We start from the raw sequence: 25,787 nt of genomic DNA, 5'->3' as shown, positions 1-25,787 counted from the left end.
TCAGTCTTTGGTTTTTAGCTTCTTGACGTCCACCGGACGGCTTTTCATCGAGCTTCGAAGGTCGGCATATAGATGCTCGAAAAGACCCACAATGCCGCGCGCCCCCACTGAGAGCACATGCGACAGACCGCGCAACGGCGTGTCCTGCTGACGCCCTTCGGCCCAGCCGGTCCACGCGTCGGCACGCGCGAAAGTGGTTTTGACGAACTCGTATTCCTGCTCCCGCGTCAGCGTCGAGAAGCGCAGGCCCACGCGGCCCGGCTCCGTGAAACCGACCGTGGCGGGGAAGGCGTATTCCTCGTCGCCGCGAAACAGCGAGACGGTCACGCGTTCGTGCATCGGCACCTGGATTTTGGCCGGCAGCGCCACGCCGACGCCGCCTTCCGAGTAGTCGATGGTTTCGCAGGCGAGCGTGCGGCCGGTCGAGAACTTCAGCATCACCGGCATCTGCATCGCCACGCGGTGCACGGCGCGAATCTGCCGGCGCTCGCTCGCGGCGGCCACGCTCGCGCCGAGAATCAGCATGTTGTAGGTGGTCCAGCCGAGGTTCAGGATGGTCGTGTTCACCACGCTGCGGGTGTGCCAGTTCAGATAGATATGCACGATACCCACGACAAAGCCGATCAGGTTCAGCAGCAGCAGGAACAGATACGGCCGCGAGATCGACCAGTCGAAGTAGTTCTTCTCGATCTGGCCGCCCTTGGCCGTCACGTTGAACTTGCCGAGCTTCGGGTTGATCAGCGCGAGCAGCGTAGGCGCGGTAATGTACGACGCCAGCACCGATTCGTACACTTCGGCCCAGAACGAGTGGCGAAACGAGCGCTGCATCCGCGAGTTGGTGATGCTCGCATGCATCATGTGCGGCAGCGCGTAGATCGCGATCGTGCTGGCGGCGGCTTCGATCACGTGCGCGCCGAAGAACAGATACGACAGCGGCGCGGTCAGGAACACCAGACGCGGGATGCCGTAGAAGAAGTGCATCATCGCGTTCAGATAGCAGAGCCGCTGGCCGATTTTCAGGCCCTTGCCGGTCAGCGGATTGTCGATCCGGAAAATCTGCGTCATGCCGCGCGCCCAGCGAATCCGCTGGCCGATGTGGCCGGAGAGGCTTTCGGTGGCGAGACCCGCTGCCTGCGGAATCGCCAGATAGGCGGTGGTGTAGCCGAGGCGGTGCAGCTTCAACGCGGTGTGCGCGTCTTCGGTGACCGTTTCCACCGCGATGCCGCCGATCTCTTCGACCATGGTCCGGCGCAGCAACGCGCATGAGCCGCAGAAGAAGGTCGCGTTCCACAGATCGTTGCCGTCCTGCACGAGACCGTAAAACAGCTCGCCTTCGTTCGGCACCTTGCGGAAGGTGCCCAGATTGCGTTCGAACGGATCGGCGGAGAAGAAGTGGTGCGGCGTTTGCAACATCGACAGCAGCTTGTCGCGCAGGAACCAGCCGAGGCCGATCTGCAGGAACGAGCGGGTGGGAATGTGATCGCAGTCGAAGATCGCGAGGTATTCGCCCTGGGTGATCTTCAGGGCTTCATTGATATTGCCGGCCTTCGCGTGGCGGTTGTGCGTGCGGATCGTCCAGTTGACGCCGACTTCCTCGCAGAACGCCTTGAACTCGGGACGGCGGCCGTCGTCGAGCACGTGGATCGAAATCTTGTCGGCCGGATAGTCGAGCGCGAGCGCGGCGTAGATGGTGGGCTTCACCACCGAGAGCGGCTCGTTGTAGGTCGGGATGAACACGTCGACGCTCGGCCACTGGTCGCGCGAAGCGGGCAGCGGCATGGGCGTGCGCTTGAGCGGCCACGCGGTCTGGAAGTAGCCGAGCATCAACACGATGGTCGAATAGACTTCGGCGGAGACCAGCAACAGGCCCCACGCGGCGTCGAGCGGATGTTCCCAGTAAGTGGTCGACGTGAGCCGCCAATACATATAGCGCCCCGAAGTGACCACCGAGAGCATGATCATCACCATCGTCGCGTAACGGCCTGGCAGGCGGCGGAACAGCAGGGCGGTGACGAAGCAGCAGGTCGCGAAGGTCAGTTGCTCGTAGAACGCGAGCGGCACGGTGAAGACGAAGTACAGCGTGAACAGCGCGAACAGCGTGATCAGACCCGTCACGATCCGGCTGTTCCAGAAGCGTGCGTCGACAAAGCGGTCGAGCCGCGAGGGCTTGGCAACTTCGAGGCCAGGCAAAGAAGGCGTGCTCATGCGACGTTCCTCGGCGAGACGGCGATCGCATCGACCGCCGTCATCAGCCAGTTGCCGCACGAGCGAAAATCCGCGGCGGCCTGGCTGAGTGGATCGTAGTGAATCAGCGTGGTGTCGCACGCGAGCGCTTCGCTCACGCCTTCGTCCAGATGGATCACGCCCGGGAAAAGCTTGTCGCCGAGCATCTGGCGCAAGACCTTGAGGACGTCTTTGGTCAACTGGCGGGACTGGTCGATCTGGTTGACGACGTAACCTTCGCCTCCGAACTCCGGGCGCGGCGCTGCATACGCTTCAATCAGCCGCTCCATTAACGGAATGGCCGCGTACGAGGCGGCGTCGGCGAGCACCACGTTCAGCGCGAAGGTGGCCGCGCTCAACGCAGTGCGTACATACGCGGACGAACCCGGCGGCGTATCGATGACGACGATGTCGGTCCTGTCGAGCCGCAGCGATTGCAGCGACTGCGCGAGCCACTGAGGGTTCTGGTCGATATGCGCTTCGAAGCGGCGGCGGTCGTCTTCAATCAACGCGCCATAGGGCAGCACGGTCACGCCGTCCACGCCGTCGAACATCACCGTTTGCCATGGGTCGCCCGTCAGCGTGGCGCGCGACAAACCGTCGATGCTGTCGAGCGGTACGCCGAAATGCAGACGCAGCGCATTCTGCGGATCGAGGTCGAGGGCAATCACGCGCCGGCCGCTGGCGGCCAGCACGGAGGCGAGATTGGCGGCGAGGGTGGTTTTACCGACCCCGCCTTTGGCGGACACGACCGCAATGACTTTCATGAGCGACGAGGGCCGTTGACCAGCCACGAGTTGGAGGCGGCGGGCGTGGCGGCCCGGGGTGCGACGGCCGGCGCGGCGGCCGTTTGAGCGGGCGTGCCGCGCAGACGGTCGAAGACCGATTGCAGCGGTGCGGATTCGCTGGTGGGCGCGGCCGGCTGCTGCGGCGGCACGAGTGCGGGTTCCGGGGCGAACAGTTTGCCGAGAATCGAAGCGGGTGGCTTGGGGGTTGCGGGTGCTGTTGTGTAGGTGGGGGCGGGTGCCCGTGCTGATGCCCATGTTGCGGGGGCGGCCGCTTGCGTCCATGCCGGAGCGGAGACTGGCGTCGCGGCGGGTGCAAAGACGGGTGCCGATGCGGGGGCGGAAACCGCCGCTGGTGCGGTTGCAAAGACCGGGGATGGCGCGGGCGCAGGGACTGCTGCCGTGGCGATGGCGCGTGGCGTAACGGCCGGGATCTCGACGCGTGACGTCACCGCGTCGATCCGTGCGGCGGCTGGCGCTGTTTGCTCCGCAGCATGATCGTTCGTTTCGGGTGCGCCGAAACGCGAAGCGCCGCGCGGTGCGGCCTCCTGAGCGGCGAGGACAACCGGCGGAATGTCCCGCCGATGCGACCGGGTAAACAACGGCGCCTTCGCGCGCGTGACCGAGGCGGTGTCTTTAGGCGTCGTGTCCTGACGATCGTCCGCCGGCGCCACGGTTTGCGCCACGGCTTCGCCAGCGACCGCGCGCCGTTGCACGATCGCGGGAATCGCCGGCTGCGTCAGATCCAGCGTCACCAGCAACGGCCAACGCGTGCGCGCCGAACGCGCTTCGTTTTCGCGGCCGATTTCCTGGTACGCGTTAGCGTCGCCCCCAAAATGATCGAATAGCTTCTCGATGTCGCTCGATGAACTCATATTGCCGCCGTCTTGTGCATGACTTGCCTTGCCCCGATCCATCCACTTGCCGCTCAAATACGATGCCGGCCTAGCCGGAACTCGATGGCGGTGTCCGCGCCGTATTCGCTCGTTTGCGCGACCGACAGGCCCGCTGCGCCCAACGCGCTCAACCAGGTCTGATAGACGCCTTCGAGAAACGCCGGAGTCCAGGTGAGCGCCGTGTTGCCGAACGCCTGCAGCGGCGCGCAGTAATGAACGATGCGCAGAGAGTCGGGTTCGTCGGACAACTCGACGTAGCCCCAATCCATGCCCTGCCAGACCCGATTCAACGCCTGAGCGAGTTCCTCGGTCGATCCGCAAGCGGGCAATTGATGCGCCGCGGCAAACCGGCAGCCGACCCGGTACATCAGTTGGCGTAGTTCGTCGCGTCCGATCTGCGCTTCGAACTCCGTTGCCAATGCAGTCAGCATGCCATGCCATTGTGGCGAGATCTGGCGTTCCAGCAGGTAATCGAGAATTGGGACCATATTTTCCGGGAAATGGCCTTTGCTTCAGCCGTGTATGAAAACGGGTGCCGACGGTCGAATGCAAGTGAAAGCGTTACGGAAGGCCGCGCGTTGCACGCGTCCGAAGTTACTTTTACCGAACTGTCTAGTCTGTCCGCCACATTTCGCAGGAGTCTACTTAAGACATTAACTTTTAGCCACTTTACATTCGTCTGAGTTATACGCGCAAACGATTGCCATAGATGTCTCGGGTATGCCTATTACCCACGTAACACGCATGTCATTTTTTGCTGCTGAATTTCCTTTCATGCTTTCTCACCGCGGATACCCGCTGCCAAAGTGCTCGCGACCATTTTCATCGTCTCTGCGTTGCCTTTGCTTTGCCTCAGTTAACGGTTGTTTTCACTGTTGTTTTAGCGTTTCGTTTCGTGGCTAAATGCAACGCTGCCACTTTGCCTGGATGCAATACGCATTTGCCTTCACCTGTCGTTCCTGGGAGACTCCCGCCGAATCGTTGTGCCCTCAATTTGGCTCAGGGCCGGTAAGCTTACGCATTTGCGCAGCCCTCCTGACCATGCAACGGCGCAAGTCTCGCAGGCCAACAGGAACGTGGCGCGCCATAGCAATGCCGCTCGACTCAAGATAACAATGGTCAATCCACTCACTATTCTGGTTGTCACGGTTTTATCGGGCGCGATGGGGATGGCCGTGCTCGGTTCGTTATGGCGCGCGACGATACCCGGCGTCGGTTACTGGATCTCGGCCAATGCGGTCGCGATCGTGGCGCTGCTTGCCTTTGCCTTGCAAGGACACGCGTCGCGCTGGCTGACTATCGTGGCGGCCAACGAGTTGTTGGCCATCTCGCTGCTGCTGGTAGTTGAAGGCTGCTACCGCTTTCTGGGCCGCCGCACGCGACCGTGGGCGGCCTACGCCGGCGCGGTGGCGGTGTTGATCGGCATGATTTACTGGACCTTTGTCACGCAGGACTTCAACGCCCGCGTGAGCGTGGCGTCGGCCTATCACGCGCTCCTCTACGCGATGCTCGCCGTGACCATGCTGCGCGATCGCCCCTCGAACCGGCCGCGCTATTGCTACTATTTTCTCGCGGTAGCGTCGGTGCTGTTATGCGCGGGACATCTCTCGCGTGGCGTCATGTACGGCTTCGGCATGCTGCTGCAGACCAGCTTGTTGCAAGTGACGCCCGGCAATGTCGGCTTTCTCGCGCTTGGCATCCTCGCACCGCCGTGTCTGTCGATCGGGGTCGTGATGCTGGCGCACGATCACCTCGCCGGGCGGCTCGAGCGGCTTGCCAATGTCGACGACCTGACCGGCGCGCTATCGCGCCGGGCGTTTCTCGCGGTCGGCGACGCGTTGCTGGGGGCGTCGCAGCGCACCCGCTTGCCGGTGGCGATGGCCATCATCGACATCGATTCGTTTAAAGCGGTCAACGACTGCTACGGCCACGCCGTCGGCGATCAGGTGTTGAGCCATTTCGCGGCGTTCGTGAGCGCCAACCTGCGGGCCGGCGACGTGTTCGGGCGGCTGGGCGGCGAGGAGTTCGGCGTGCTGTGCCCGGCAACGAGCAGCGCCGAAGCGGTGCGATTGCTGGATCGCTTGCGGGTGCGGCTCGCGTCCGCCGCGCCGGCGGAGTTGCCGCGTGGGCTGAAATACACCTTCAGCGTCGGCGTGGACCAGCATCGGCGCGACGAGTCGCTTGCCCAGTTGATGGCGCGTGCCGACGGCGCGTTGTATGCCGCCAAGGCCTCGGGGCGCGATCGCGTGATGGCCGCGTAGTGCTGAGGGGGCGGGGCGCAATTCTATTTGCGGGTGGGGCATAAATATTTGTCAGACGGTTGCCGTTATACATTGGACGAGTGACCGGAGCCAGCCTGATATCTATCAATATGCTTTCCACCTCAACGAAGCACCTGTCCGATTCCGGTTTGCGAGATCGTTTTCATCGACGATCGCTGGAGCATCAGCGTCCCCTTTCGACCGTGACGATGGCGTTTACCGTCGTCGCGTTCCTGTGTTTCGTGGGTGCGCGCAACATGGTTGCCGGTCCGGCAACGCCGCTCGCCTACCGGCTCGCTTGCGCGCTGGCGCTCGCGGTGCTGGTGATGGCGATTCCACGCGCCGGCTCGACCTGGACATTCGGCGCAATCGGCGTCGCGTATTCGCTGGTGCTGGTGGGGGGCCTTGCGCTGAACGTCTCCGGCGTCGAACAACCGTCGCTGTGGGTACTGCCGGCCATGGTGGTGATCCCGATCTGCGCCGCGCCGCTATGGCTCACGCCGCTGCATTTCTTCGTTGGTAGCGCGATTTTCTATGGGGCGGCGCTTGCCTTGCTGTTTGGCGAACCGCGCACGCATGACGTCAACGTTGTCGTGTGGATGTGGATCGTGGCGATCGGCGTACCGACTTCCGTTGTGTTTCACTTCGGTTTCTACCGGTTCCGGCGCAACCACTTTCTGCTCGAGAGCCAACTGGCGCAGCTCGCCGCAACCGATCCGCTGACCGGCCTGCAAAACCGCCGCGCGTTTGTGAAGCAGGCCGAGCGCCGCCTCGAAACCATGGCGTCGGATGCGCGGATCAGCGCGATTTTTCTCGACATCGACAGCTTCAAATCGTTGAACGACCGCTTCGGCCACGCCGTCGGCGACCATGCGCTGTTCCAGGTTGCCAAGGTGCTGATGGAGGAGACCACCGCGGACGACAGCGTGAGCCGGATCGGCGGTGAGGAATTCGCGGTGTTGCTGCGCGACGGTCTGGCCGGCGCGCTGGCGCTGGCCGAGCGCTTGCGCGGCGCGATTGCCGCGATCGAACGACCGGACGGTTATCTGACCGCGAGTTTTGGCGTGGCCGAACACCGGAACGGCGAAAGCATCATGGTGTTGCTCGACCGCGCCGATGAAGCTTTGCTGCGCGCCAAGCATTCGGGCAGAAACCGCGTGTGCGCCGAGCGTGCGTTACCGTTCGAAGCACTGCAACTCCTTGCCGACGCCGCGTGCGAGGAGGGCGGGGCGGCCGCGCGACGGCACCGATGGGACGACTATTACCTGACCTCCCACTTCCAGCCGCTCTACAGTTTGTCGCATCAGAAGCAGGTGGGATTCGAGGCGTTGCTGCGCGGCGAACAGGACGACGGCGCGCTGGTGCCGCCGGTCGTGTTGTTCGCGCCGAGGCCGTCCAGCGACGAAGGCGCGCTCGATCGCGCGAGTCATGCCGTGCATCTGGCTAACGCGCGCAAGTTGCTGCCTGGCGACGCGTGGCTGTTCCTCAATATTTTGCCGGCCACGTTCATTGCTGAAGGCTATGCCGATCAGCTCGCCACGATTGTGCGCACGGTGGGCTTAGAGCCTGAGCGGGTGATTCTCGAGATTCTCGAATCGCACGGCGGCAGCGTCGACGACATGTCGCGCGCGGCGGCTTTGTATCGCGAGCATGGCTTCCTGATCGCCGTCGACGATTTCGGTGCGGGTCAATCGAATCTCGACCGCTTGCTGCGGATCCGGCCGGACATCGTCAAGCTTGACGGCGAACTGATTCGTGCGACGAGCCACGGCTCCGAGCAGCCGATCTTGCCGAAGCTCGTTTCGCTGTTGCATCAGGCGGGGATGCTGGTGGTGGTCGAGGGCGTGGAGACGACTGAGGAGTTGATTCTCGCGGTGGAATCGAACGTGGATTTTGCGCAGGGGTATCTGCTGGGGCGGCCTGCTGCGGAGATTGCGCGGCCGGAGTCGGTGCATCGGCGGATCGATGAGGCTTTCGACGTGATTGCTCAGGGGAGGGCGCATCTGCATGCGTTGTTCGAGTCTGAGGTCGAGCCTTATCGGATTGCTTTGAGGCGGGCCGCCGATCAGTTGCTGGCGGGTGTTTTGATGGATGACGCGTTTGTTTCTCTGGCGACGTTTGATCGCTGTATCAGCTGTTTTATTCTCGATGATTCGGGGCGGCAGATCGGGCATGAGGTGCCGGGGCCGGCATCGAGGAGTGAAGGGGCTTCACTGCATCCGGTGGCGAATCCGCGGGATGCCAGGTGGGATCATCGGCCTTATTTTCGTAATGCGGTTTTGTTGCCGGGGGTTGTGGTGACTAGTCATCCTTATCTTTCTTTGGCCAGCGGCCGGCCTTGTGTTGCGGTTACTTTGGCTGTGCAGATTGCTAATGAACGGGCGGTTGTGGGGGTGGAGTTGGATTGGGCGGAAGTGGGGTTGCCTTGGCCGGCAGGGGATTGAAGTTTTTTTTTGCCTGCGCGGCGCTTGTTGTCTGTGCGCTTGTGGCTTTGGCCTTTCCTTGTTTTCTTAATACTACAGCCGTAGATTTTTTTACTATACTCAAATAATTAAGGATTACTACATGTTAAGGCTATGTATTCGACTGCAAAAGCGTGGGAGCGTGAACTGGAGGTACTGCACCAGCGGCTCGGGGAACTGTTCAGGCGTCCGGAGCCCCGACAGCGGTCGCTCGCATACCTGAAGGGCCTGCTGGGTACAGTCGGGCGCAAGAACGGCTGGCAACTCGCCGAATGGATCGGCGAAGCGACACCCGATGGCGTACAGCACCTGCTGGAGCGGGCGCAATGGGACGCGGATGCCGCTCGCGATGTGCTGCGTAGCTATGTAGTGGAAGAACTGGGCGAGCGTGACGCGGTGCTGATTGTGGACGAGACCGGCTTCGTCAAGAAGGGACAGCACTCGGCCGGTGTTCAACGCCAGTACAGTGGCACGGCAGGTCGTATCGAGAACAGCCAGATCGGCGTGTTCCTCTGCTATGCCGGTCGTGGCGGCAGTGCGTTCATCGACCGCGAACTGTATATACCCAAGGTGTGGACCGATGACCGGGTGCGCTGCGAGGCAGCGGGCATTCCCGAGTCGGTGGAATTCGCAACGAAGCCACAGCTTGCGCGTCGTATGCTTGAGCGGGCGCTGGACGCAGGGGTGCCGTGCGGCTGGGTCACGGGGGATGAAGTCTACGGCGGTGACCGCCACCTGCGACTGTGGCTCGAGTCGCGCGGCCAGTCTTTCGTGCTGGCCATCGCGAAGAACGAACCCCTATGGTGGAAAGGTCCAGACTACGTACGGGCAGACCGGATCGCCGAGACCCTGCCGGCAAGGGCATGGCGCCGCCGGTCAGCGGGTGCCGGCGCCAAGGGCGAGCGCCTGTATGACTGGGCGCTGACTCCGCTGTGGCGCTTGCAGATCACCGAAGAGGAGCGTCGCTTCGGGCATTACCTGCTGGTGCGACGCAGCCTGGACGAGCAACGCGAACATGCGTATTACGTCGTATACGCACCGCGCAGCAAGGCCACACGGCAAACCCTGGTGAACGTCGCGGGCCGCAGGTGGGAAATCGAGACCGGCTTCGGGGCGACCAAAGGCGAATGCGGACTCGATCAGTATGAGGTGCGCCGATGGCAAGGCTGGTATCGCCACATCACGCTGGCTCTGCTGGCCCATGCGGTACTCGTCACCCTGCGGGTGCACGGCAAAAAAAACACTTGAAGGTTTGGTGCCGCTCAGCGTGCAGGAGATCCGCCGGCTGCTCTGTCGCATCCTGTGGCGCGGCGCCCACTCTATCGCGTACGTGTTGTCCTGGTCGGCATGGCGGCGCCGACACCAGTACCGCGCCCAGCAGTGCCACTACCGAAGACGAGGATGTGTGCCTCCAGTTTACCTAGATCTACGGCTGTAGTGTGTGTCACGAACACGGGCGGAAGCCTGTGATGCTGTATCAAAGATGGGAGCAGGCCTCCCGAAGCCGGCCTGCAGGGGCAGGCTTCAAACCGCCCGGTGCTGCTGCGTTCAAAAGGCGTGGTGGTGAGCGACCGAGGAAAAGTCATCCGTGAAGGATGGCAGGTACGTATTGGGAAGATGAGCGAAAGCAAACTGGCCGATGACGCATCGTTACGTACAAACATACTGTCAAAACCGGGGTTGACTACAGGCTCCAGGACAAGTCGGGACGATACCTGTTTACGGACCCGTCGGCAGTCGGTGTATAGGCGGCATGAGCCCAATACAGGCTTTGATATGGAACGTGAGAACCTTTCTCCGGATGCAAAGGGAAATGACGAATGGCAGACACCATGAGGAAGAATACCGATGCCGGAGCGAGGGGCGGAGCCGCCTGTAGTAGTGTTGAAGCTCCTGTAATGGGAGTGGAGCGAAGGGGCGGCGTTATCCAACTGACGAAGGTCATCAACCTGCACTGCGGGGAGGAGTGACATGACATCAGCGAAACCTTACTGCATAGCGAAGCGGGTCGTGTGGGAGGCGTATCAACTGGTAAAGGCCAACCGTGGCGCTGCCGGCGTGGATGATGAAACCATCGCCATGTTCGAACAGAATCTCTCGGGAAATCTGTACAAACTGTGGAACCGGATGGCATCGGGGTCGTACTTCCCGCCGCCGGTGAAGCAGGTGGAAATTCCGAAGGCCAAGGGCGGCACGAGAAAGTTGGGCGTGCCCACCGTGTCTGATCGAATTGCTCAAAGTGTTGTCAAGCTCATGATCGAGCCGACACTCGATCCGGTGTTTCATCCTGATTCTTATGGATACCGGCCGGGCAAGTCGGCTAAACAGGCGATTGCTGTGACGCGCAAGCGTTGCTGGCAGTATGACTGGGTTGTTGAGTTTGACATCAAGGCGGCGTTCGATCAGATCGATCATGCGTTGTTGATGAAGGCGGTGCGAAGCCACATCAGGGAGGACTGGATCCTGTTGTACATCGAGCGGTGGCTGACTGCGCCGTTCGAAATCGCGGACGGAACGAAACTGTCCCGGACGCGAGGTGTTCCACAGGGTGGTGTGGTCAGTCCAATCTTGATGAATCTGTTCATGCATTACGCGTTCGATAGCTGGATGAAGCGGACGTATCCACAATGTCCCTTCGCGCGCTACGCCGACGATGCGGTGGTTCACTGCCGCACCCAGGCGCAGGCAGAAGCGGTGATGCGCTCTATTGCATTACGGCTGGAGGAATGTGGGCTGACGATGCATCCGGAGAAGTCGAAAATCGTGTACTGCAAGGACAGCAAGCGTACTGGTGCCTTTCCGAACGTGCAATTTACGTTTCTGGGCTTCACGTTCGGGCCCAGGGGGGCGCGCAGTCGACACAACCGGCTATTTACCGGCTTCCTGCCGGCGGTGAGTGGCGACGCGCTCAAACGGATGAGGCAGGTGGTGCGGGGCTGGCGGGTCCATCGCCGCACGCCAGCGACGCTTGAAGAGATCGCGCAGTTATGCAACCCGATGATACAAGGGTGGTGGAACTACTACGGGGCGTTCTATAGGTCGGAGATGCGAAAGCTCTTCCACTATATAGACCAGAAGCTTGCACAGTGGGCCAGGCGCAAATACAAGACACTACGGCGGCGAAAGCAACGTAGTGTCCGATGGCTCGGCAAGATGAAGGAACTCGCTCCACGGTTGTTCGTTCACTGGCGTATCGCTCGGCGCGAGGTTGGGTAACGGGAGCCGGATGAGGTGCGAGCCTCACGTCCGGTTCTGCGAGAGCCTCGGGGTGAAACTCCCCGGGGCTACTCACCATTAGAGGCCAGTTCAAAAAGGGCGCTCAGTTCGGCTGAAGATGTTCCAGCAGACGAGTGAGCAGGCTAGTTTGAGGAATGCTTCATGAATGTCGGATCGGCGTTCGAAGCGAATGCGAAGACGACGGAAACCATGGAGCCACGAATGAGTCCGTTCGACGACCCAACGGAACTTGCCGAGGCCGCTGCCGTGTTCGGTGCGGCGCCTGGCGATGGCCGGTCTGATGCCACGCTCGCGAAGTCTGCGGCGATGCGAGTCGGAGTCGTAGCCACGGTCGGCGTAGATGACCTTGGGCTTGCGAAGCGGTCGGCCACGAGTGCCGCGAATCGGCGGGATAGCATCGACCAGCGGCAGCAGTTGCGTGACATCGTTGCGGTTCGCGCCGGTCACGATCACGCTGACAGGAACGCCGTTCGCGTCTACGGGGACGTGGTGTTTGGACCCTGGTCGTGCGCGATCGGTGGGGTTTGGCCCAGTTTTTGGCCGGCCCCAACGGCTCGCACGGACGATGAATCGACAGCCGCATATGAGAAATCGAGCTGGCCAGATTCGCGCAGCTTGTCGAGCAGTAGCCCGTGCAGCTTGTCCCACACTCCGGCCTGCTGCCAGCCGTGCAACCGACGCCAGCACGTCGCTCCAGAGCCGAAGCCCAGGCGGGTCGGGAGATGGTTCCATCGCATCCCTGTCTTCAGCACGAGCAGGATGCCATTGAGTGCTGCACGGTCCGAGACCGGCAGCCGTCCAGGGTACCGCCTGCGTCGCGGTTTGGGCGGTGGAAGTAGCGGTTCGATCAGTGCCCACAGTTCGTCATCGATGATAGGTGCCGGCATTCCTTGATCCGTTGTTCAGGCATCCAAGGTTAACCGTTTCGTGGAAAAGTAAACAGCCCTTTCGGGCTCTTTTTGAACTGGCCTTTTAGTGGTTTATTAGCGTTCCCTCGCACAGGGGGAACGCTAATAAACCACTAAGAAAACAAGGAAAGGCCAACACCATCCGCGCACAACGGAACAAGTGCCACGCAAGCAAAAACCCCAATTCCTGATGCCTGAAAGGCACCCTTCAATACCCACCCTTCGCGGGTCCCGCCACGACAGCACTCTTCTTATACGAAGCCGCCAAATCCGCCGCCGCGCGGCTCAACAAACCTGTATCCGTCCCCACCGCCACAAACGTCGCGCCCGCCGCCAGGTATTCGGTGGCAATCCCGGCATCCACTGCCAGCACGCCCGCCGCCTTACCCGCATCCCGCACCCGCCCAATGCCATTGCATATCGCCTCGCGTACGCGAGCGTCCCCCGGCCTGCCCAGCAATCCCATCGATGCACTCAAATCCGCCGGACCAAAAAACACTCCGTCAACACCGTCCACCGCCGCAATCGCCGAAAGATTCTCCATGCCTTGCATCGTTTCCACCTGCACCAGCACACACAACTCATCAGCCGCGGCGTTCAGATAATCAGGAATCCGATTCCACCGCGAGGCCCGCGCCAACGCACTCCCCACGCCGCGAATACCCTGCGGTGGGTAACGCGTCGCCGCGACGGCGTCCGTCGCCTGTTCCGCCGTGTCGATCATCGGCAGCAACAACGTCTGGGCGCCGATGTCCAGCAATTGCTTGATCAACGCGCTATCGCTTCGCACCGGACGCACCACCGGATGCGATGCATACGCAGCCACCACCTGCAATTGCGCCAGCGTGCTGCGAACATCGTTCGGTGCGTGCTCATTGTCGATCAGCAACCAATCGAAACCGGCCGTGGCCAGCAATTCGGTCACGTAAGCATCGGCAAGTGCCGCCCATAATCCGAATTGCAGCTTGCCTTCAGCCAGCGCGCGCTTGAATGTGTTTTGCGGTAAGGACATGTCGGCGACTCAAATAAAATTCAAACCAATACCGCCCAGCGGACCATAGTCGACATGGAATGTGTCGCCCGCCCGTGCCGGGATCGGGCTCGTGAACGACCCGCTCAGAATCACGTCGTTCGCGTTCAGGATTTCGTCATACGGGGCAATCTTGTTCGCAAGCCATGCAACGCCAGTGGCTGGATGATTCAGCACAGCCGCGGCGAGCCCGCTCTCTTCCACGGCGCCATTCTTGTAAAGCAGTGCGCCAACCCAACGAAGATCGACGTCCATCGGGCGCACCGGCCGGCCACCCAGGACGATGCCGGCGTTCGCCGCGAAGTCCGAAATGGTGTCGTAGACCTTGCGTGGTGCCTTCGTCTCACGGTCGAATTGCTCGATGCGTGCGTCGATGATCTCAACTGCAGGCGTTACGTACGCCGTGGCATCCAGAACGTCGAATAGCGTGACGCCCGGACCCTTCAAGGGCTTGCTCAACACAAACGCCAATTCGACTTCCACGCGCGGCGCAATGAAACGGTCGGCGCGGATGTCCTGGCCGCCCTCGATGAACATGCTGTCGAGCAGCGGCGCATAGTCGGGTTCGTCAATTTGCGACGAACGCTGCATCGCGCGTGACGTCAAGCCAATCTTGCGGCCCTTGATTACGTGGCCCTCGGCGAGTTTGAGCTTCACCCACTCGCGCTGGATCGCGTAACCGTCCTGGACGGTCATCTCAGGATACTTCGCCGAGAAGTGCCGCAACTGAGTACGCGTTTTTCTCGGCATGGTCGAGCTGCGCCGCGAGATCGCGGATAGTCTGTTCGTCTAGCATGATGGATTCTCTATATGCGGCTACGAGGCCCGTCGATTAGATCCGGCATTAGCCCCGGGTTTTAGCCTTGTGTATTAGCCTTAAGCCGCGCGTGCAAATTGTTGTGTTTCCACGTTCCTGCTTCGCTGAACTCATTGATCTCCAACGACAACGCCAGGCCGTGTTGTTCAAACTCGGTAATGAAGTACTGTTTGATCACTTCAAACAACGCATCCCCGGTCGCCTTTTTTTCGGCGTCCGAGCGGCCCGCGGCGATCTTCAGGTTCGCGTGCAGGAAGGCCGCGTCGGCTCTGTCATCGGCAATGCAGTACTGATCGCAACGCAAAGCGCGCACGCGAATGCCGCCGAGCGGAAAAACGCGCTGTTCGTTCTCGCGCTGTGCGTCAAGGCTGGCAGCCAGCTTTTTGCACAGTTGGCCGATGCTTGCTTCGTCAGCGAGGTTAGCGCTGTATTCAAGTGTCAAATGCGGCACGGCAGGCTCCTTTCTCAGGCCTTAAGCGGGCAGGGGCGTCACAGGGAAGATCGCATTGATCTGGCCGGTGCCGGAACTGCCGAAATACGGCGTGACGACTTCCACCCTGCCGTCGTAACGATCCCAACCGAGCGCGCCGAGCAGCATCGCGGTGTCGTGCATGCCGCCTTCGCCCCAGCATTTCTCGTTATAAAGCGGCAGCATCTCGCAGAAGGTCTTCCAGTCACCGGCTTCCCACAACTCGACCACCTTGCGGTCCATCTGTTCGAGGAATGGGCTCCACACCTTATGCATGAACTGCTCGGCGGTGCCATTGTTGGCGAAATGGTGGCTCAACGACCCGCTCGCCAGAATCGCCACGGTGCCGTCGTATCGTTCCTCGATGGCTTTGCGTACGGCGAGGCCGAAGCGCGCGCTGGTTTCGAGGTCGTGCCACATGCACCAGCCCGCCACCGACACAGTCCTGAAGTGCTGGTCGCTATTCATATAGCGCATGGGCACGAGCGTGCCGTACTCAAGTTCGAGCGTGGTCGTGCTGTGCGCCCGGCTCCTGACGCCCATTTCGTTGGCGACTTCCGCGATCAGATCGCCGAGCCCGACATTGCCGGGATACGCGTACGGCATGTTCTTGATGAAGTGCGGCAACTCGTTGCTCGTATAGACGCCCTCGAATTTCGGCGCGCAATTGATGTGGTATTCGCTGTTCACGAGCCAATGCACGTCGAATACGACGATCGTATCCACGCCAAATTCGTGGCAGCGTCGGCCGATTTCATGGTGACCGTCGATTGCGGGCTGACGGCAGCCCTTATGCGGACCGTCAAGTTCGGACAGGTATAACGACGGGACGTGAGTGACTTTTGCTGCCAACGCGAGCTTGCCCATCGCGGTCTCCTATTCTGTGCGGTGCGAGGCGGGACGCACTCGCGCATGGCGCTAAACGCGAAAGCGTCTCAAACACCCCAGCGTGGAATGTGATGCGAGCCGAGCGATACGCACACGTTCTTCGGTTCGAGGAACACTTCGTAGCTCCACGTGCCGCCTTCGCGGCCCACGCCCGATGCCTTCGTGCCGCCGAACGGCTGACGCAGATCGCGTACGTTCTGGCTGTTGACGAAACACATGCCCGCTTCGACGGCTGCGGCGACGCGCAACGCGCGGCCGGTGCTCTCAGTCCAGATGTAGCTCGACAAGCCGTACGAGATGTCGTTGGCGAGCTTGATCGCGTCGGCTTCGTCGTCGAACGGAATCAGGCAGGCGACCGGGCCGAAGATCTCTTCCTGCGCGATCCGCATGCGATTGTCGACGTCGACGAACACCGTTGGCTGAACGAAGTTGCCTCGGCGCATGGCGTCGGGCAAGTCAGGTGCATCGAGCCCGCCGCACGCAAGTGTCGCGCCTTCTTTCGGACCCAGTTCGATATAACTGCGGACCTTGGCCAGATGTCCCTGGCTGATCATCGGACCGACGATCGTGCTATCAGCCAGCGGATCGCCCACCGTCAAGCGTTTTGCGCGTTCGATAAAACGCTCGGCAAAGCGCGTGTAAATCGAGCGTTGCACCAGAATGCGCGAGCCCGCCGTGCAGCGCTCGCCGTTGTTCGAGAAGATCATGAACACGGCGGCATCGAGTGCGCGTTCGAAATCGGCGTCGTCGAAAATCACGAACGGCGACTTGCCGCCGAGTTCCATTGAAAACTTCTTCAGACCCGCGGTTTGCACGATGCGGTTGCCCGTTGCCGTCGACCCGGTAAACGACACTGCATGCACATCCGGATGCGCCACCAGCGGTTCGCCGGTTTCCTTGCCGAAGCCGTGCACGACGTTCAGCACGCCGGCAGGAATACCGGCTTCGAGTGCGAGATTGCCGAGCATCGAGGCAGTCAGCGGCGACAGTTCGCTCATTTTCAGCACAGCGGTGTTGCCGAACGCGAGACAGGGTGCAACTTTCCACGTTGCCGTCATGAACGGCACGTTCCACGGCGAGATCAGCGCGCACACGCCGACCGGATGGAACAGCGTGTAGTTCAGGTGCGTCTCGGTGGGATACGTATGGCCGTCGACGCGCGTGCACATCTCCGCGAAATAGTTGAAGTTGTCGGCGGCGCGCGGCACGAGTTGCTTGCGCGTCTGGGAGATCGTCTGGCCGGTGTCTTTCGTCTCGGTCTCCGAAATGTCGGGCACGTTCTTCGCGATCAATTCGCCGAGCTTGCGAATGACTTTGGCGCGCTCCGCCGCAGGCTTGCCGGCCCATGCCGGAAACGCTTCTTTGGCCGCGCGCACGGCGGCGTCGACTTCTTCCGCTCCGCCGCGGGCCACTTTGGCGAGCACTCCTTGCGTCGCGGGATTCACCGTCTCGAAGTAGTCTTTCGCGGCGCCCGATTTACCGTTGATCAGATGTTCGATTCGCATTGCCTTGTCCCTTTCTCTTTCACTGTCGATCAGGCGCGGCCGAAGTCCGCGTCGGATGCAATCGTATTGACGAGACGGCCAAGGCCGTCGATTTCACAGATCACTTCGTCACCCGCATTAACGTTGACGATGCCTTCCGGCGTGCCGGTCAGGATCACGTCGCCGGGTGCGAGGGTCATGAAGCTGCTCAGGTATTCGATCAACGCCGGGATATCGGTGACGAGATCGCGCGTGTTGCCGTGCTGCTGACGCGTGCCGGTCACGAATGTGCGCAATTCGAGTTGCGTGACGTCTTCAATGTCGGCCGCATCGACGAACCACGGGCCGAGTACCGTGCCGCCGTCGCGATTCTTCACGCGCAGGTTGGGGCGGTAATAGTTTTCCAGGTAGTCGCGGATCGCGTAATCGTTGGCGATCATGTAGCCGGCCACATGTTGCATGGCGTTTGCGCGCTTGACGTTCTGCGCGGTTTGGCCGATCACGACAGCCAGCTCGCACTCGTAGTGCATGAAGTTGACGTCGGCGGGGCGGCGCGTGAAGCCGCGGTGACCGATGACCGCGCCCGGGCCTTTGAGAAAAACCAAAGGCTCTTCCTGCTCGTTGAACTGCAATTCCTTTGCATGTTCGGCGTAATTCAAGCCGAGCGCGAAGATCGTGCCGACTTCGATCGGCGCGAGCCAGACGACTTCATCTTCGCGACGCACGCGGCCGTCGGCGAGGCGCACGCCATGGGCGTCCGGATAGGCTTCGTGAATCGCGCCTGCATACGCAACACGGCCGCGCATCATGGCTGTTCTCCATCTTGTTCTTCCGCACCGGCAAACGACACCTCGAGCGGCGGCAATCCGCCAATCGACAGCGTGGCCGTGTCGCCGATATGCGCAACCGGCGAGCCATGCGGCACGCCAAGCGTAATGACGTCGCCGGCGCTGAGTGTCATGAAATCGGTGACGTCCGCGATCAATTGAGCGACCTTGCGGACCGACGCCGCCGTGCTCGCCGTGAAGACCTCGCGTCCTGGCAGCGCAACCCTGATCGTCAAATCGTCGGGCGTAGCAACATGACGTGCTGCAACCACCGCCGGGCCGATGACGCAAAAGCCGTCGCGCGCCCGGAACCGGACCGAAGGCCGGTACACGCTCGCGTGCGGCACGCTCAGATCGGCGACCAACGTGTAGCCGACGATGTAATCGAACGCCTGGCTCGCGTTGACGCGTGTTGCAGTGCGACCCATCACGATACCCAGCGAAGCGCCGACTTCCACGCCCAATGCGTTATCAGGTACGACAACGCGGGCGCGATGACCGGCGAACGTATTGCGCGGCTTCAGATAGAGAATCGGCGCTTTCGGTGGCGCTTTATACGGAGCGGCATGCACCGCGTCGCCCAATGCCTCCAGCGCCGCGCGGTCGTTCAGCAAGGTTCCATAAACCGCGCCGGAAACGGGCGCGCGACAGGCTACCCCACGGGCGAGCAGCGCGGCGACGGCGCGCGCATCCACGTCGCGAGGCAGCGCGTCGCCTTCGGGATGCAGCAGGTGATCGGCAAGGGCAAACATGAATCAGCTGGCTCCCGGTAAAAACACTAACATGTTAGTAGTATCTCGCTTGATATGATCCATGGTCAATAGCCTGTGGGCTGATCGCGGGTTTTCCCTTAAGCTTCGACGGCTGCTTTTACCTATCTTCCGCCATGTCCGCTTCTACCCGAGTTTTGCACCGCAACCTGCCCATGTTGTTGCTGCGTGCCAGAGAAAAAATGATGGAGCGTTTCCGGCCGTTGATTACCGCGCATGGACTGACGGAACAGCAGTGGCGCGTGATTCGCGCGCTCAATGAGCACGGCCCGATGGAGCCGCGCCACATTTCCGATATCTGTACGATTTCGAGTCCGAGCATGGCCGGCGTGCTCGCGCGTATGGAGAGCATGGAGTTGGTGACGAAGGAGCGTTTCGCGGAGGACCAGCGCCGCGTGCTGGTGTCGCTGACCGATACGAGTGTGGATCTGGTGCGCGTGATCTCGAAGGATCTCGAAGCGCACTATCGCGAGCTGGAGCGCAAGGTAGGGCCGGAAATCGTCGAGCGCGTGTATCGCGCGGTCGACGATCTGCTTGCGGGGCTTGAAAAAGACGAGGAGTGAAGTAACGCGTTATTGATTGGCGTTAGCCGGCGAGCCGTGCTCGTGGCACGCTCACCATCCTTGAAAACGCCTCCACTCGACGCTGTCGCCATCCGCCGAGACCGCGTGATACTCGGGAAATTGCGCACCGGTCGCGCATGCATGATTCGGCAGGATGCGCAGCTTCATGCCGATCGGGAAGCGCTCTGCAATATCGTCGACATGCACGCCTTCATCTGTTGACGACAGAATCCCGTGCTCCTGATTGGCGCCGCTCACCACATATCCGCCAAGCGGTGTTCCGTTCAGCAGACAGGGCTGGCCGTAACCGAAATCGTGCGGCTGCTTCGAAGTGCCACGATCGCGGCTCATGGCCATCCAGCCCGCGTCGAGAATCGCCCAGCCTTTATCCGCCTGATGCCCGATCACGGTGGCGAGCACGCTGAGCGCGATATCTTCAAGCGCGCACACGCCGACGTTGTGCATGACCAGATCGAAGAAAACGTAGACGCCCGCGCGCACTTCGGTCACGCCATCCAGTTGCTCGGCGGCGAGAGCCGTGGGGGTCGAGCCGACGCTGACGGCCGGGCACGGAATGCCCGCGTCGCGCAGCCGCTGCGCCGCGCGCACGCAGCCCGCGCGTTCCTGCTCTGCAAGCGCGGCGAGTGCCTCCGGCGTATGAAGCTCGTAGCTCGAACCGGCGTGGGTCATCACGCCGCCCACTGTGACGCCGTTCTCATGCAGAATCCAGCCGACTTCCAGCAGCGTGTCCTGTTCCGGTGTAATGCCGGAGCGGTGGCCGTCCGTGTCCACCTCGACCCATACCTCGAACGTTTCACCGTGCTGGTCCGAAAAGGCGGCGATGGCTGCGGCGGCGGTCGGATTGTCCACCACCAGTTTCAGATCGCAACCCTGGCGGCGCAACCCCAGCGCGCGCGGCAGCTTGGAAGGGGCGATGCTGACCGCGTAAAGGATATCGCTGACGCCGGCTGCAAAGAAAGCCTCCGCCTCTTTGAGGGTCGAGACCGTAATGCCGCGCGCCCCGGCGGTGATCTGCGCCCGGACCACGTCGATGCATTTGGTGGTCTTGACGTGCGGACGGAATGCCACGCCCAGTGTGTTCATATGAGCCTGCATTCGCGCGATGTTCTTCTGCATCCGGGGGATGTCGATCAGCGCGGCAGGGGTGTCGATATGGTCGAATTTCATGCTTTCACCGGGGAATAGCGTGGTTCTGGACTGACCCGAAACGGCTGAGCCACGGGGCCAGTGCGTCGAGCGTCGGCGCCTCCACCTCGGGCGCTTGCGCTCCCGTCACGAGTGGCAGGCCGACGCGGTTATGCCAGTAGGTTCGCAAGCCGACCGCGGCCGTGCCGAACATATCGTAGCTGGAGCCGGCCACGAACGCGGCCTCGTGGGCCGCTACGCCGAGTTTGCCGAGTGCGAGCCGGTAAGGCAACGGGTTCGGCTTGTACATACCGGCTTCTTCAGCGGTCACGATCGCGTCCCACTTGATTGGAAAAAGGTTCGCAGCCTGCGTGCCGAGGCGGATCGAGCAGTTGGTGACGATAGCCAGTTTGCAATGCGGACTAAGCGCCTGCAAAGTGTCGAGGGCACCGCTCCAGGGCGTGAGCTTCAACCAGTCAGCTTCGAGTGCGTGCGCCGCGGATTCCGGCAGTGCGACTTCGACGGCTGCCGCGCGCACCAATTGTTCATACGCAATGTATTGGCCGCAGCCATAGGTCAGGCGCAAATAGGCCGCACGCCACGCACGGCCCGCAGATTCCGAACCCGCGGCGTGATTCCATGATGTCCAGGAGTCGAGCAGGGCGGTCAGGAGGTCGAAGAGCACCGCCTTGGGGTAGGCGGTTGGGAGCGGTAAAGAAGTCATGATGTAACCGGCGAGGGACGGTGAGTCGATTATAAAGTTTCGTCGTTCGCGTGGTGTTCAGCCGCAATAACTCTTAAGTTCAGTTTGAGTGAATGTGTCGATTTTTGACGTGATCCGTCACGTTTCAATTTCTATCTTCTCCACGGCGGCAACGGCCTGAATCTGCCCTGCAAATACTGCATGAAATGCCGCGTACGGGCCGGCAACCCGGCTCGCTGATGCGTGAGCGCGATCACGTTTGCGTCCGGCGCCTTCCAGCCTTGCAGCAAGCGCACGAGTCGTCCCTTCGCGATGTCGTCGGCTACATCCCATTCGGAGCGCAGGATCACGCCGCGGCCTTCGCAAGCCCATTGGCGGATCACGTCGCCGTCGTTACAGCTCAAATGCGACGAAACGCGCACGCTGCGACGCGTACGGCCCTTGCTGAACTGCCAAAGCGAGACATCCTCGTTGTTCTCGCGCAGCACGATGCACGGCAGCTTGCTCAATGCTTCCGGCGAGTCCGGTTGACCAAGATGCCTGAACAGCGAAGGCGCGGCGCATACGAAGCGCGCATTCGGTGCAATCGTATAACCGACCAGATTCGATACCGGCAACTCGCCGATATGCACAACGATGTCGAAGCGGTCCATCGTCTCGGTCAACGGCTGGTCGGACAGCGTGAGCGCTACGTCGATATCCGGGTTGTGTTGCTGGAAGTCGGCGATGGCGGGCGCCAGGTGGCGCCGGCCGAATCCCAGCGGCGCATTGATCTTCAGGGTGCCGATCAGGCCGCCCCGGCGGGTCTGCAAGTCGTCGAACAGCGCGTCGAACTGCTGGACCAGTTCGGCGCCGCGTTCGCACAGGAGCGTGCCTTCTTCCGTGAACTGCAAACGGCGCGCCGTGCGGTTTACCAGCTGCGTACCCAGCTTCTTTTCGAGTTGTTGCAGGCGCTGGGTCACCGCCGAGGGCGACAGGGCCAGTTTTCGCGCCGCGGCGATCAGGCTGCCACTTTCGCGGATGGTCAGCAGAAACCGGATATCGGCCGAGTCGTTCATGGCGGCAGCTTTTGAGTTCGGAAGTCTGGCAGCTTAAAGTGTTTGAATGCGCTGTTCCAGTGCGGCGGGATGAACCGGTTAAAGGCGGCCAGATGCCACGTGTCAGTGAACGCGAGGCGGCATCGCAAGGTAAACTGCTACGTCCCTAACAAAGCCGGCGGCTCGATCCGCTAAAGTGTGCGCTTGAGCCAGGCAGGGCGGATCAATACCTGCCATCCGTCGAATCGTTTTCGCTTCCATTTGAAGAGAAGTCCAATGCCGTTGTCACATGGACCGTCGAGCGGCCCTTCAGGCGCCGCTAGCGGATTGACCAGCATGTCGAATGATCCAGCTTCCCGGCCAACTGAAGGCTCGCAACAAAGTGCCCTGAAACAGGGAGTATTTCTGCACACGGGCTGGCGCAGCGCAGGCACGTGGGTCTGGTCGCGCCTGCGCGCACTCGATTCCGTGACGGGATTCTATGAACCGTTCAGCAACGTGCTCGCCGATCTGAGCCTCGCGGACGTTTCAGCGTCCCGTCCCACTTTGACTTCTGGACATCCTCCGCTCGCAGCGCCGTATTTCGAAGAGTACCGGCCGTTTCTGCAAGAGTGTGCGCGCGGCGTGGCCGGATACAGGAAGCGCTTCGGCATCGACCGGTTCTCACCTGCGCCCGACGCGGAATTCCCCGCATTGCAGGCCTATCTGGCCAATCTGTGCGAACACACCGCCGAACAAGGCAGCGTACCTGTCTTCAAGTTTTGCCGGTCGTCTGGCCGGTTGCCGTGGCTCAAGCGCGCGTTCCCGCAGGCCATGCACGCGGCCGTGCTGCGAAATCCCGCGTCGCAGTTTGCATCGGGGTGGCTGCTCAATCAGCAATGGGGCAATCCGTTCTTCGTGGCCGCGCCGTTTCGCGTGCTGGGTTTGAATCAGACGGACCCGTTGGTCCGGCAGGCCATCGAAATCTGCAGCGTGAGATTGCCGCCTGCCGTGCCGGCTTCGGATGACGCTTACGCCGTCGCATGCGAGCACTATGCGCGCACGGCGGAGGGCAACAACGCGTATCGGGCGTTCGTCGCGCTGTGGATTCTCTGTGCGTTGCGCATGGCGGACGGCGTCGATCTGACGATCGACGTCGACCGGCTGGGAGAGTCGCGCGACTATGCAGCCGGCTTGCGCGCCGGGTTCGAGGCGCAAAGCGGCTTGTCGCCAGACTTCAGCGGCGCGCGCGATCTGGTCGAGGAAACGCGCCGCAGCGCGGCGCGCATGGCCGGGATCGACGGCCGGTCAATGCGAGCAGTTCACTCCGCGGCGCTGAAATTCCTTAAGACGCAGGGCGCAGCGGACGCCGGCTTTGCCGAACTCATCCGCGAGAAGATGGTGCTGGCCAACGAATTGACCGAGCAATGGCGCTGAAGAGTCGATACGGACGCGGCAATACGAATCGTCGCGCTCCTGCGCGCAGCATGATGTCGGTAGCCGGTAGCCGGTAGCCGGTAGCCGGTAGCCGGCAGCCAACGGCTATAACGGGCCGCCGGGAGCGCTGCCCACCAGCCGGGCCGATCACTGCCGGTGGCAAAGCCGCGCATATTGCGGCGACTTCCCAACCAATACAGTTCCCGTGCGAAAAACAATACAGTGAGGCGCGGTTTTATTGTGCTGTATCGGGAATATGACCGGCACCGTCGATACAGTTTGTGGATCAACTCTAGCGGTCTATCCCGAACACGAGGTATCGAAATGAATGCAGTGAACGAACAAGCGAACTTGTCGGTGCAGCAGTTGGGCCATCACATTGGCGGCGCGCCGGTTGCATCGGCGAGCGGCCGTTTCAAGAACGTATTCAATCCCGCTACGGGTCAGGTGACCGGCTCGGTTGCCCTGGCATCGGTCGAGGAAGTGGATGCCGCGGTCAAGGCCGCCAAGGCCGCCTTTCCCGCCTGGAGCGAGACCGCGCCAATCAAGCGCGCCCGCATCCTGTTCAAGTTCAAGGAACTGCTGAACCGGCACCACGACGAACTCGCCATGCTGATCACGCGCGAACACGGCAAGGTGTTCACGGACGCGCAAGGCGAAGTGGTGCGCGGCATTGAAGTCGTCGAGTTCGCTTGCGGCATTCCGAACCTGCTGAAGACCGATTTCACCGACCAGATCGGCGGCGGCATCGACAACTGGAATCTGCGTCAGGCGCTGGGCGTGGTTGCCGGTATCACACCGTTCAACTTCCCGGTGATGGTGCCGATGTGGATGTTCCCGGTTGCGCTTGCTTGCGGCAACACGTTCGTGCTGAAGCCCTCGGAGCGTGACCCGTCGGCGTCGTTGCGCATTGCCGAACTGCTGAAGGAAGCCGGTCTGCCCGATGGCGTGTTCAACGTCGTGAACGGCGACAAGGTGGCGGTGGATGCGCTGATCGAACACCCGGACGTCGCGGCGCTGTCGTTTGTCGGGTCCACGCCGATTGCCGAATACATCTATACGGAAGCGTCGAAGCGCGGCAAGCGCGTGCAGGCGCTCGGCGGCGCGAAGAGTCATCTGGTGGTGATGCCTGATGCCGATCTGGACCAGGCTGTCGACGCCCTCATCGGCGCCGCCTACGGTTCGGCAGGCGAGCGCTGCATGGCGATTTCGGTCGCAGTGGCGGTGGGCAATGTCGCCGATGAACTGATCGAGCGTCTGGTGCCGCGCGTGAAATCGCTGGTGATCAAGAACGGCGAAAACCTCGACGCCGAAATGGGTCCGTTGGTTACCGCCGAACATAAGGCCAAGGTGGCCGGCTATATCGACTCGGGCGTGGCGGAAGGCGCGAAACTGATCGTCGATGGCCGTGCGCATCCGGTCGTGAACGAAGCCGGGTTCTTCATCGGCGGGACGCTGTTCGATCAGGTTGGCACGGAGATGAAGATCTATCAGGAAGAAATCTTCGGCCCGGTGTTGGCGGTGGTGCGCGTGCCCGATTTCGCGAGCGCGGTCGAGTTGATCAACGCGCACGAGTTCGGTAACGGCGTGTCGCTCTTCACGTCGGACGGCGGCGTGGCGCGCGCGTTCGGCCGGCAGATTCAGGTAGGCATGGTCGGCATCAATGTACCGATTCCGGTGCCGATGGCATGGCACTCGTTCGGCGGCTGGAAGCGTTCGCTGTTCGGCGATCACCATGCGTACGGCGAAGAGGGCGTGCGTTTCTACACGCGCTACAAGAGCATCATGCAGCGCTGGCCGGACAGCATCGCGAAGGGTGCCGAGTTCACGATGCCCGTCGCGAAGTAAGCAGCAACGTAGCCCTT

At 61.7% G+C, this 25,787-nt stretch carries 21 protein-coding genes and 2 pseudogenes; 7 read left to right on the top strand and 16 right to left on the bottom strand.

The annotated features are described in order from the left end of the window. Genes bcsA through bcsD form a run of 4 tightly spaced genes read right to left on the bottom strand, consistent with a single transcriptional unit; the run spans window position 1 to window position 4,392 of the window. Complete coding sequence (bcsA, locus tag B0G76_RS30160) at window positions 1-2,205, bottom strand: UDP-forming cellulose synthase catalytic subunit (RefSeq protein WP_120295712.1); 2,205 nt, start codon at window positions 2,203-2,205, stop codon at window positions 1-3. Further along, window positions 2,202-2,990 carry a cellulose biosynthesis protein BcsQ gene (bcsQ, locus tag B0G76_RS30155; protein WP_120295711.1) on the bottom strand — a complete coding sequence of 263 codons (789 nt, stop codon included), beginning with the start codon at window positions 2,988-2,990 and terminating at the stop codon, window positions 2,202-2,204. Before bcsQ ends, bcsA begins: the two co-directional genes overlap by 4 nt. Next, complete coding sequence (gene bcsP, locus B0G76_RS30150; protein ID WP_120296915.1) at window positions 2,987-3,883, bottom strand: cellulose biosynthesis protein BcsP; 897 nt, start codon at window positions 3,881-3,883, stop codon at window positions 2,987-2,989. Before bcsP ends, bcsQ begins: the two co-directional genes overlap by 4 nt. Window positions 3,884-3,936: 53 nt before the next feature. After that, entirely contained in the window at window positions 3,937-4,392 is a 456-nt protein-coding gene (gene bcsD, locus B0G76_RS30145) for a cellulose biosynthesis protein BcsD (RefSeq protein WP_120295710.1), read from the bottom strand. Window positions 4,393-5,019: 627 nt separating this feature from the next. Between bcsD and B0G76_RS30140 the strand changes: the two genes are divergently transcribed. The 4 genes and pseudogenes from B0G76_RS30140 (at window position 5,020) to ltrA (ending at window position 11,843) form a co-directional block, all read left to right on the top strand. Beyond that, complete coding sequence (locus B0G76_RS30140; protein WP_120295709.1) at window positions 5,020-6,165, top strand: GGDEF domain-containing protein; 1,146 nt, start codon at window positions 5,020-5,022, stop codon at window positions 6,163-6,165. 110 nt (window positions 6,166-6,275) lie between these two features. Beyond that, entirely contained in the window at window positions 6,276-8,609 is a 2,334-nt protein-coding gene (locus B0G76_RS30135) for a bifunctional diguanylate cyclase/phosphodiesterase (protein ID WP_120295708.1), read from the top strand. 132 nt (window positions 8,610-8,741) lie between these two features. Continuing rightward, window positions 8,742-9,866 (top strand): annotated as a pseudogene (locus tag B0G76_RS30130) (IS701 family transposase); the annotation flags it as partial. A 771-nt stretch (window positions 9,867-10,637) separates the two neighbouring features. After that, entirely contained in the window at window positions 10,638-11,843 is a 1,206-nt protein-coding gene (gene ltrA / locus B0G76_RS30125; RefSeq protein WP_259460674.1) for a group II intron reverse transcriptase/maturase, read from the top strand. Between the two features lie 90 nt (window positions 11,844-11,933). Here ltrA and B0G76_RS44245 read toward each other — a convergent pair whose 3' ends face one another. From B0G76_RS44245 to B0G76_RS30085, 9 genes and pseudogenes are all read right to left on the bottom strand, one after another. Then, a complete protein-coding gene (locus B0G76_RS44245) occupies window positions 11,934-12,431 on the bottom strand; it encodes an IS5 family transposase (RefSeq protein ID WP_259460879.1) in 498 nt (165 codons plus the stop codon). Next, a complete protein-coding gene (locus tag B0G76_RS44240; protein WP_259460765.1) occupies window positions 12,341-12,751 on the bottom strand; it encodes a transposase in 411 nt (136 codons plus the stop codon). Before B0G76_RS44240 ends, B0G76_RS44245 begins: the two co-directional genes overlap by 91 nt. Before the next feature lie 229 nt (window positions 12,752-12,980). Next, a complete protein-coding gene (hpaI, locus tag B0G76_RS30115) occupies window positions 12,981-13,784 on the bottom strand; it encodes a 4-hydroxy-2-oxoheptanedioate aldolase (protein WP_120295705.1) in 804 nt (267 codons plus the stop codon). A gap of 9 nt (window positions 13,785-13,793) precedes the next feature. Then, window positions 13,794-14,598 (bottom strand): annotated as a pseudogene (gene hpaH, locus B0G76_RS30110) (2-oxo-hept-4-ene-1,7-dioate hydratase). Window positions 14,599-14,659: 61 nt separating this feature from the next. Continuing rightward, window positions 14,660-15,070 (bottom strand): 5-carboxymethyl-2-hydroxymuconate Delta-isomerase, encoded by a 411-nt coding sequence (locus B0G76_RS30105; RefSeq protein WP_120295704.1) that lies wholly within the window; start codon window positions 15,068-15,070, stop codon window positions 14,660-14,662. A 21-nt stretch (window positions 15,071-15,091) separates the two neighbouring features. Beyond that, the gene (gene hpaD, locus B0G76_RS30100) at window positions 15,092-15,955 is read right to left on the bottom strand and encodes a 3,4-dihydroxyphenylacetate 2,3-dioxygenase (protein ID WP_120295703.1); all 864 of its coding nucleotides are present in this window, start codon (window positions 15,953-15,955) and stop codon (window positions 15,092-15,094) included. 68 nt (window positions 15,956-16,023) lie between these two features. Continuing rightward, window positions 16,024-17,481 carry a 5-carboxymethyl-2-hydroxymuconate semialdehyde dehydrogenase gene (hpaE, locus tag B0G76_RS30095; RefSeq protein ID WP_120295702.1) on the bottom strand — a complete coding sequence of 486 codons (1,458 nt, stop codon included), beginning with the start codon at window positions 17,479-17,481 and terminating at the stop codon, window positions 16,024-16,026. A 29-nt stretch (window positions 17,482-17,510) separates the two neighbouring features. Next, complete coding sequence (locus B0G76_RS30090; protein WP_120295701.1) at window positions 17,511-18,269, bottom strand: fumarylacetoacetate hydrolase family protein; 759 nt, start codon at window positions 18,267-18,269, stop codon at window positions 17,511-17,513. Beyond that, window positions 18,266-19,039, bottom strand: coding sequence for a fumarylacetoacetate hydrolase family protein (locus tag B0G76_RS30085; protein WP_120295700.1), 774 nt, complete (start codon window positions 19,037-19,039; stop codon window positions 18,266-18,268). The genes B0G76_RS30090 and B0G76_RS30085 overlap by 4 nt, the downstream gene beginning before the upstream one ends. Window positions 19,040-19,212: 173 nt before the next feature. On the opposite strand from B0G76_RS30085, the gene hpaR reads away from it, so the two are divergent. Then, a complete protein-coding gene (gene hpaR, locus B0G76_RS30080; protein ID WP_120295699.1) occupies window positions 19,213-19,620 on the top strand; it encodes a homoprotocatechuate degradation operon regulator HpaR in 408 nt (135 codons plus the stop codon). A 51-nt stretch (window positions 19,621-19,671) separates the two neighbouring features. Here the strand turns inward: hpaR and B0G76_RS30075 are convergent, their stop codons facing one another. The 3 genes from B0G76_RS30075 to B0G76_RS30065 form a co-directional block, all read right to left on the bottom strand. Next, window positions 19,672-20,808, bottom strand: a complete 1,137-nt coding sequence (locus B0G76_RS30075) for a DSD1 family PLP-dependent enzyme (protein WP_120295698.1) — start codon at window positions 20,806-20,808, stop codon at window positions 19,672-19,674. A 4-nt stretch (window positions 20,809-20,812) separates the two neighbouring features. Next, the gene (locus B0G76_RS30070) at window positions 20,813-21,490 is read right to left on the bottom strand and encodes an HAD family hydrolase (RefSeq protein ID WP_120295697.1); all 678 of its coding nucleotides are present in this window, start codon (window positions 21,488-21,490) and stop codon (window positions 20,813-20,815) included. A 131-nt stretch (window positions 21,491-21,621) separates the two neighbouring features. Further along, the gene (locus tag B0G76_RS30065; RefSeq protein WP_120295696.1) at window positions 21,622-22,527 is read right to left on the bottom strand and encodes a LysR family transcriptional regulator; all 906 of its coding nucleotides are present in this window, start codon (window positions 22,525-22,527) and stop codon (window positions 21,622-21,624) included. Between the two features lie 315 nt (window positions 22,528-22,842). On the opposite strand from B0G76_RS30065, the gene B0G76_RS30060 reads away from it, so the two are divergent. Both B0G76_RS30060 and B0G76_RS30055 read left to right on the top strand, forming a co-directional pair. Next, window positions 22,843-23,922: a hypothetical protein gene (locus B0G76_RS30060; RefSeq protein ID WP_120295695.1), complete on the top strand. Its 1,080-nt coding sequence runs from the start codon at window positions 22,843-22,845 to the stop codon at window positions 23,920-23,922. A 324-nt stretch (window positions 23,923-24,246) separates the two neighbouring features. Next, on the top strand, window positions 24,247-25,770 hold the full coding sequence (locus tag B0G76_RS30055) for a CoA-acylating methylmalonate-semialdehyde dehydrogenase (RefSeq protein ID WP_120295694.1): 1,524 nt from the start codon (window positions 24,247-24,249) through the stop codon (window positions 25,768-25,770). Window positions 25,771-25,787: the final 17 nt, after the last annotated feature.

It is taken from the genome of Paraburkholderia sp. BL23I1N1, from assembly GCF_003610295.1.
In the GTDB taxonomy this organism is placed as follows: domain Bacteria; phylum Pseudomonadota; class Gammaproteobacteria; order Burkholderiales; family Burkholderiaceae; genus Paraburkholderia.
This window is presented reverse-complemented; position numbering and strand designations above follow the sequence as displayed.

Excerpts from the sequence above, each read along its gene's own strand:
- bcsA (WP_120295712.1), bottom strand. The coding sequence starts at position 2,205 with ATGAGCACGCCTTCTTTGCCTGGCCTCGAAGTTGCCAAGCCCTCGCGG.
- bcsQ (WP_120295711.1), bottom strand. The coding sequence starts at position 2,990 with ATGAAAGTCATTGCGGTCGTGTCCGCCAAAGGCGGGGTCGGTAAAACC.
- bcsP (WP_120296915.1), bottom strand. The coding sequence starts at position 3,883 with ATGAGTTCATCGAGCGACATCGAGAAGCTATTCGATCATTTTGGGGGC.
- bcsD (WP_120295710.1), bottom strand. The coding sequence starts at position 4,392 with ATGGTCCCAATTCTCGATTACCTGCTGGAACGCCAGATCTCGCCACAA.
- B0G76_RS30140 (WP_120295709.1), top strand. The coding sequence starts at position 5,020 with ATGGTCAATCCACTCACTATTCTGGTTGTCACGGTTTTATCGGGCGCG.
- B0G76_RS30135 (WP_120295708.1), top strand. The coding sequence starts at position 6,276 with ATGCTTTCCACCTCAACGAAGCACCTGTCCGATTCCGGTTTGCGAGAT.
- B0G76_RS44240 (WP_259460765.1), bottom strand. The coding sequence starts at position 12,751 with ATGCCGGCACCTATCATCGATGACGAACTGTGGGCACTGATCGAACCG.
- hpaI (WP_120295705.1), bottom strand. The coding sequence starts at position 13,784 with ATGTCCTTACCGCAAAACACATTCAAGCGCGCGCTGGCTGAAGGCAAG.
- hpaD (WP_120295703.1), bottom strand. The coding sequence starts at position 15,955 with ATGGGCAAGCTCGCGTTGGCAGCAAAAGTCACTCACGTCCCGTCGTTA.
- hpaE (WP_120295702.1), bottom strand. The coding sequence starts at position 17,481 with ATGCGAATCGAACATCTGATCAACGGTAAATCGGGCGCCGCGAAAGAC.
- B0G76_RS30090 (WP_120295701.1), bottom strand. The coding sequence starts at position 18,269 with ATGATGCGCGGCCGTGTTGCGTATGCAGGCGCGATTCACGAAGCCTAT.
- B0G76_RS30085 (WP_120295700.1), bottom strand. The coding sequence starts at position 19,039 with ATGTTTGCCCTTGCCGATCACCTGCTGCATCCCGAAGGCGACGCGCTG.
- hpaR (WP_120295699.1), top strand. The coding sequence starts at position 19,213 with ATGTTGTTGCTGCGTGCCAGAGAAAAAATGATGGAGCGTTTCCGGCCG.
- B0G76_RS30075 (WP_120295698.1), bottom strand. The coding sequence starts at position 20,808 with ATGAAATTCGACCATATCGACACCCCTGCCGCGCTGATCGACATCCCC.
- B0G76_RS30070 (WP_120295697.1), bottom strand. The coding sequence starts at position 21,490 with ATGACTTCTTTACCGCTCCCAACCGCCTACCCCAAGGCGGTGCTCTTC.
- B0G76_RS30065 (WP_120295696.1), bottom strand. The coding sequence starts at position 22,527 with ATGAACGACTCGGCCGATATCCGGTTTCTGCTGACCATCCGCGAAAGT.
- B0G76_RS30060 (WP_120295695.1), top strand. The coding sequence starts at position 22,843 with ATGTCGAATGATCCAGCTTCCCGGCCAACTGAAGGCTCGCAACAAAGT.
- B0G76_RS30055 (WP_120295694.1), top strand. The coding sequence starts at position 24,247 with ATGAATGCAGTGAACGAACAAGCGAACTTGTCGGTGCAGCAGTTGGGC.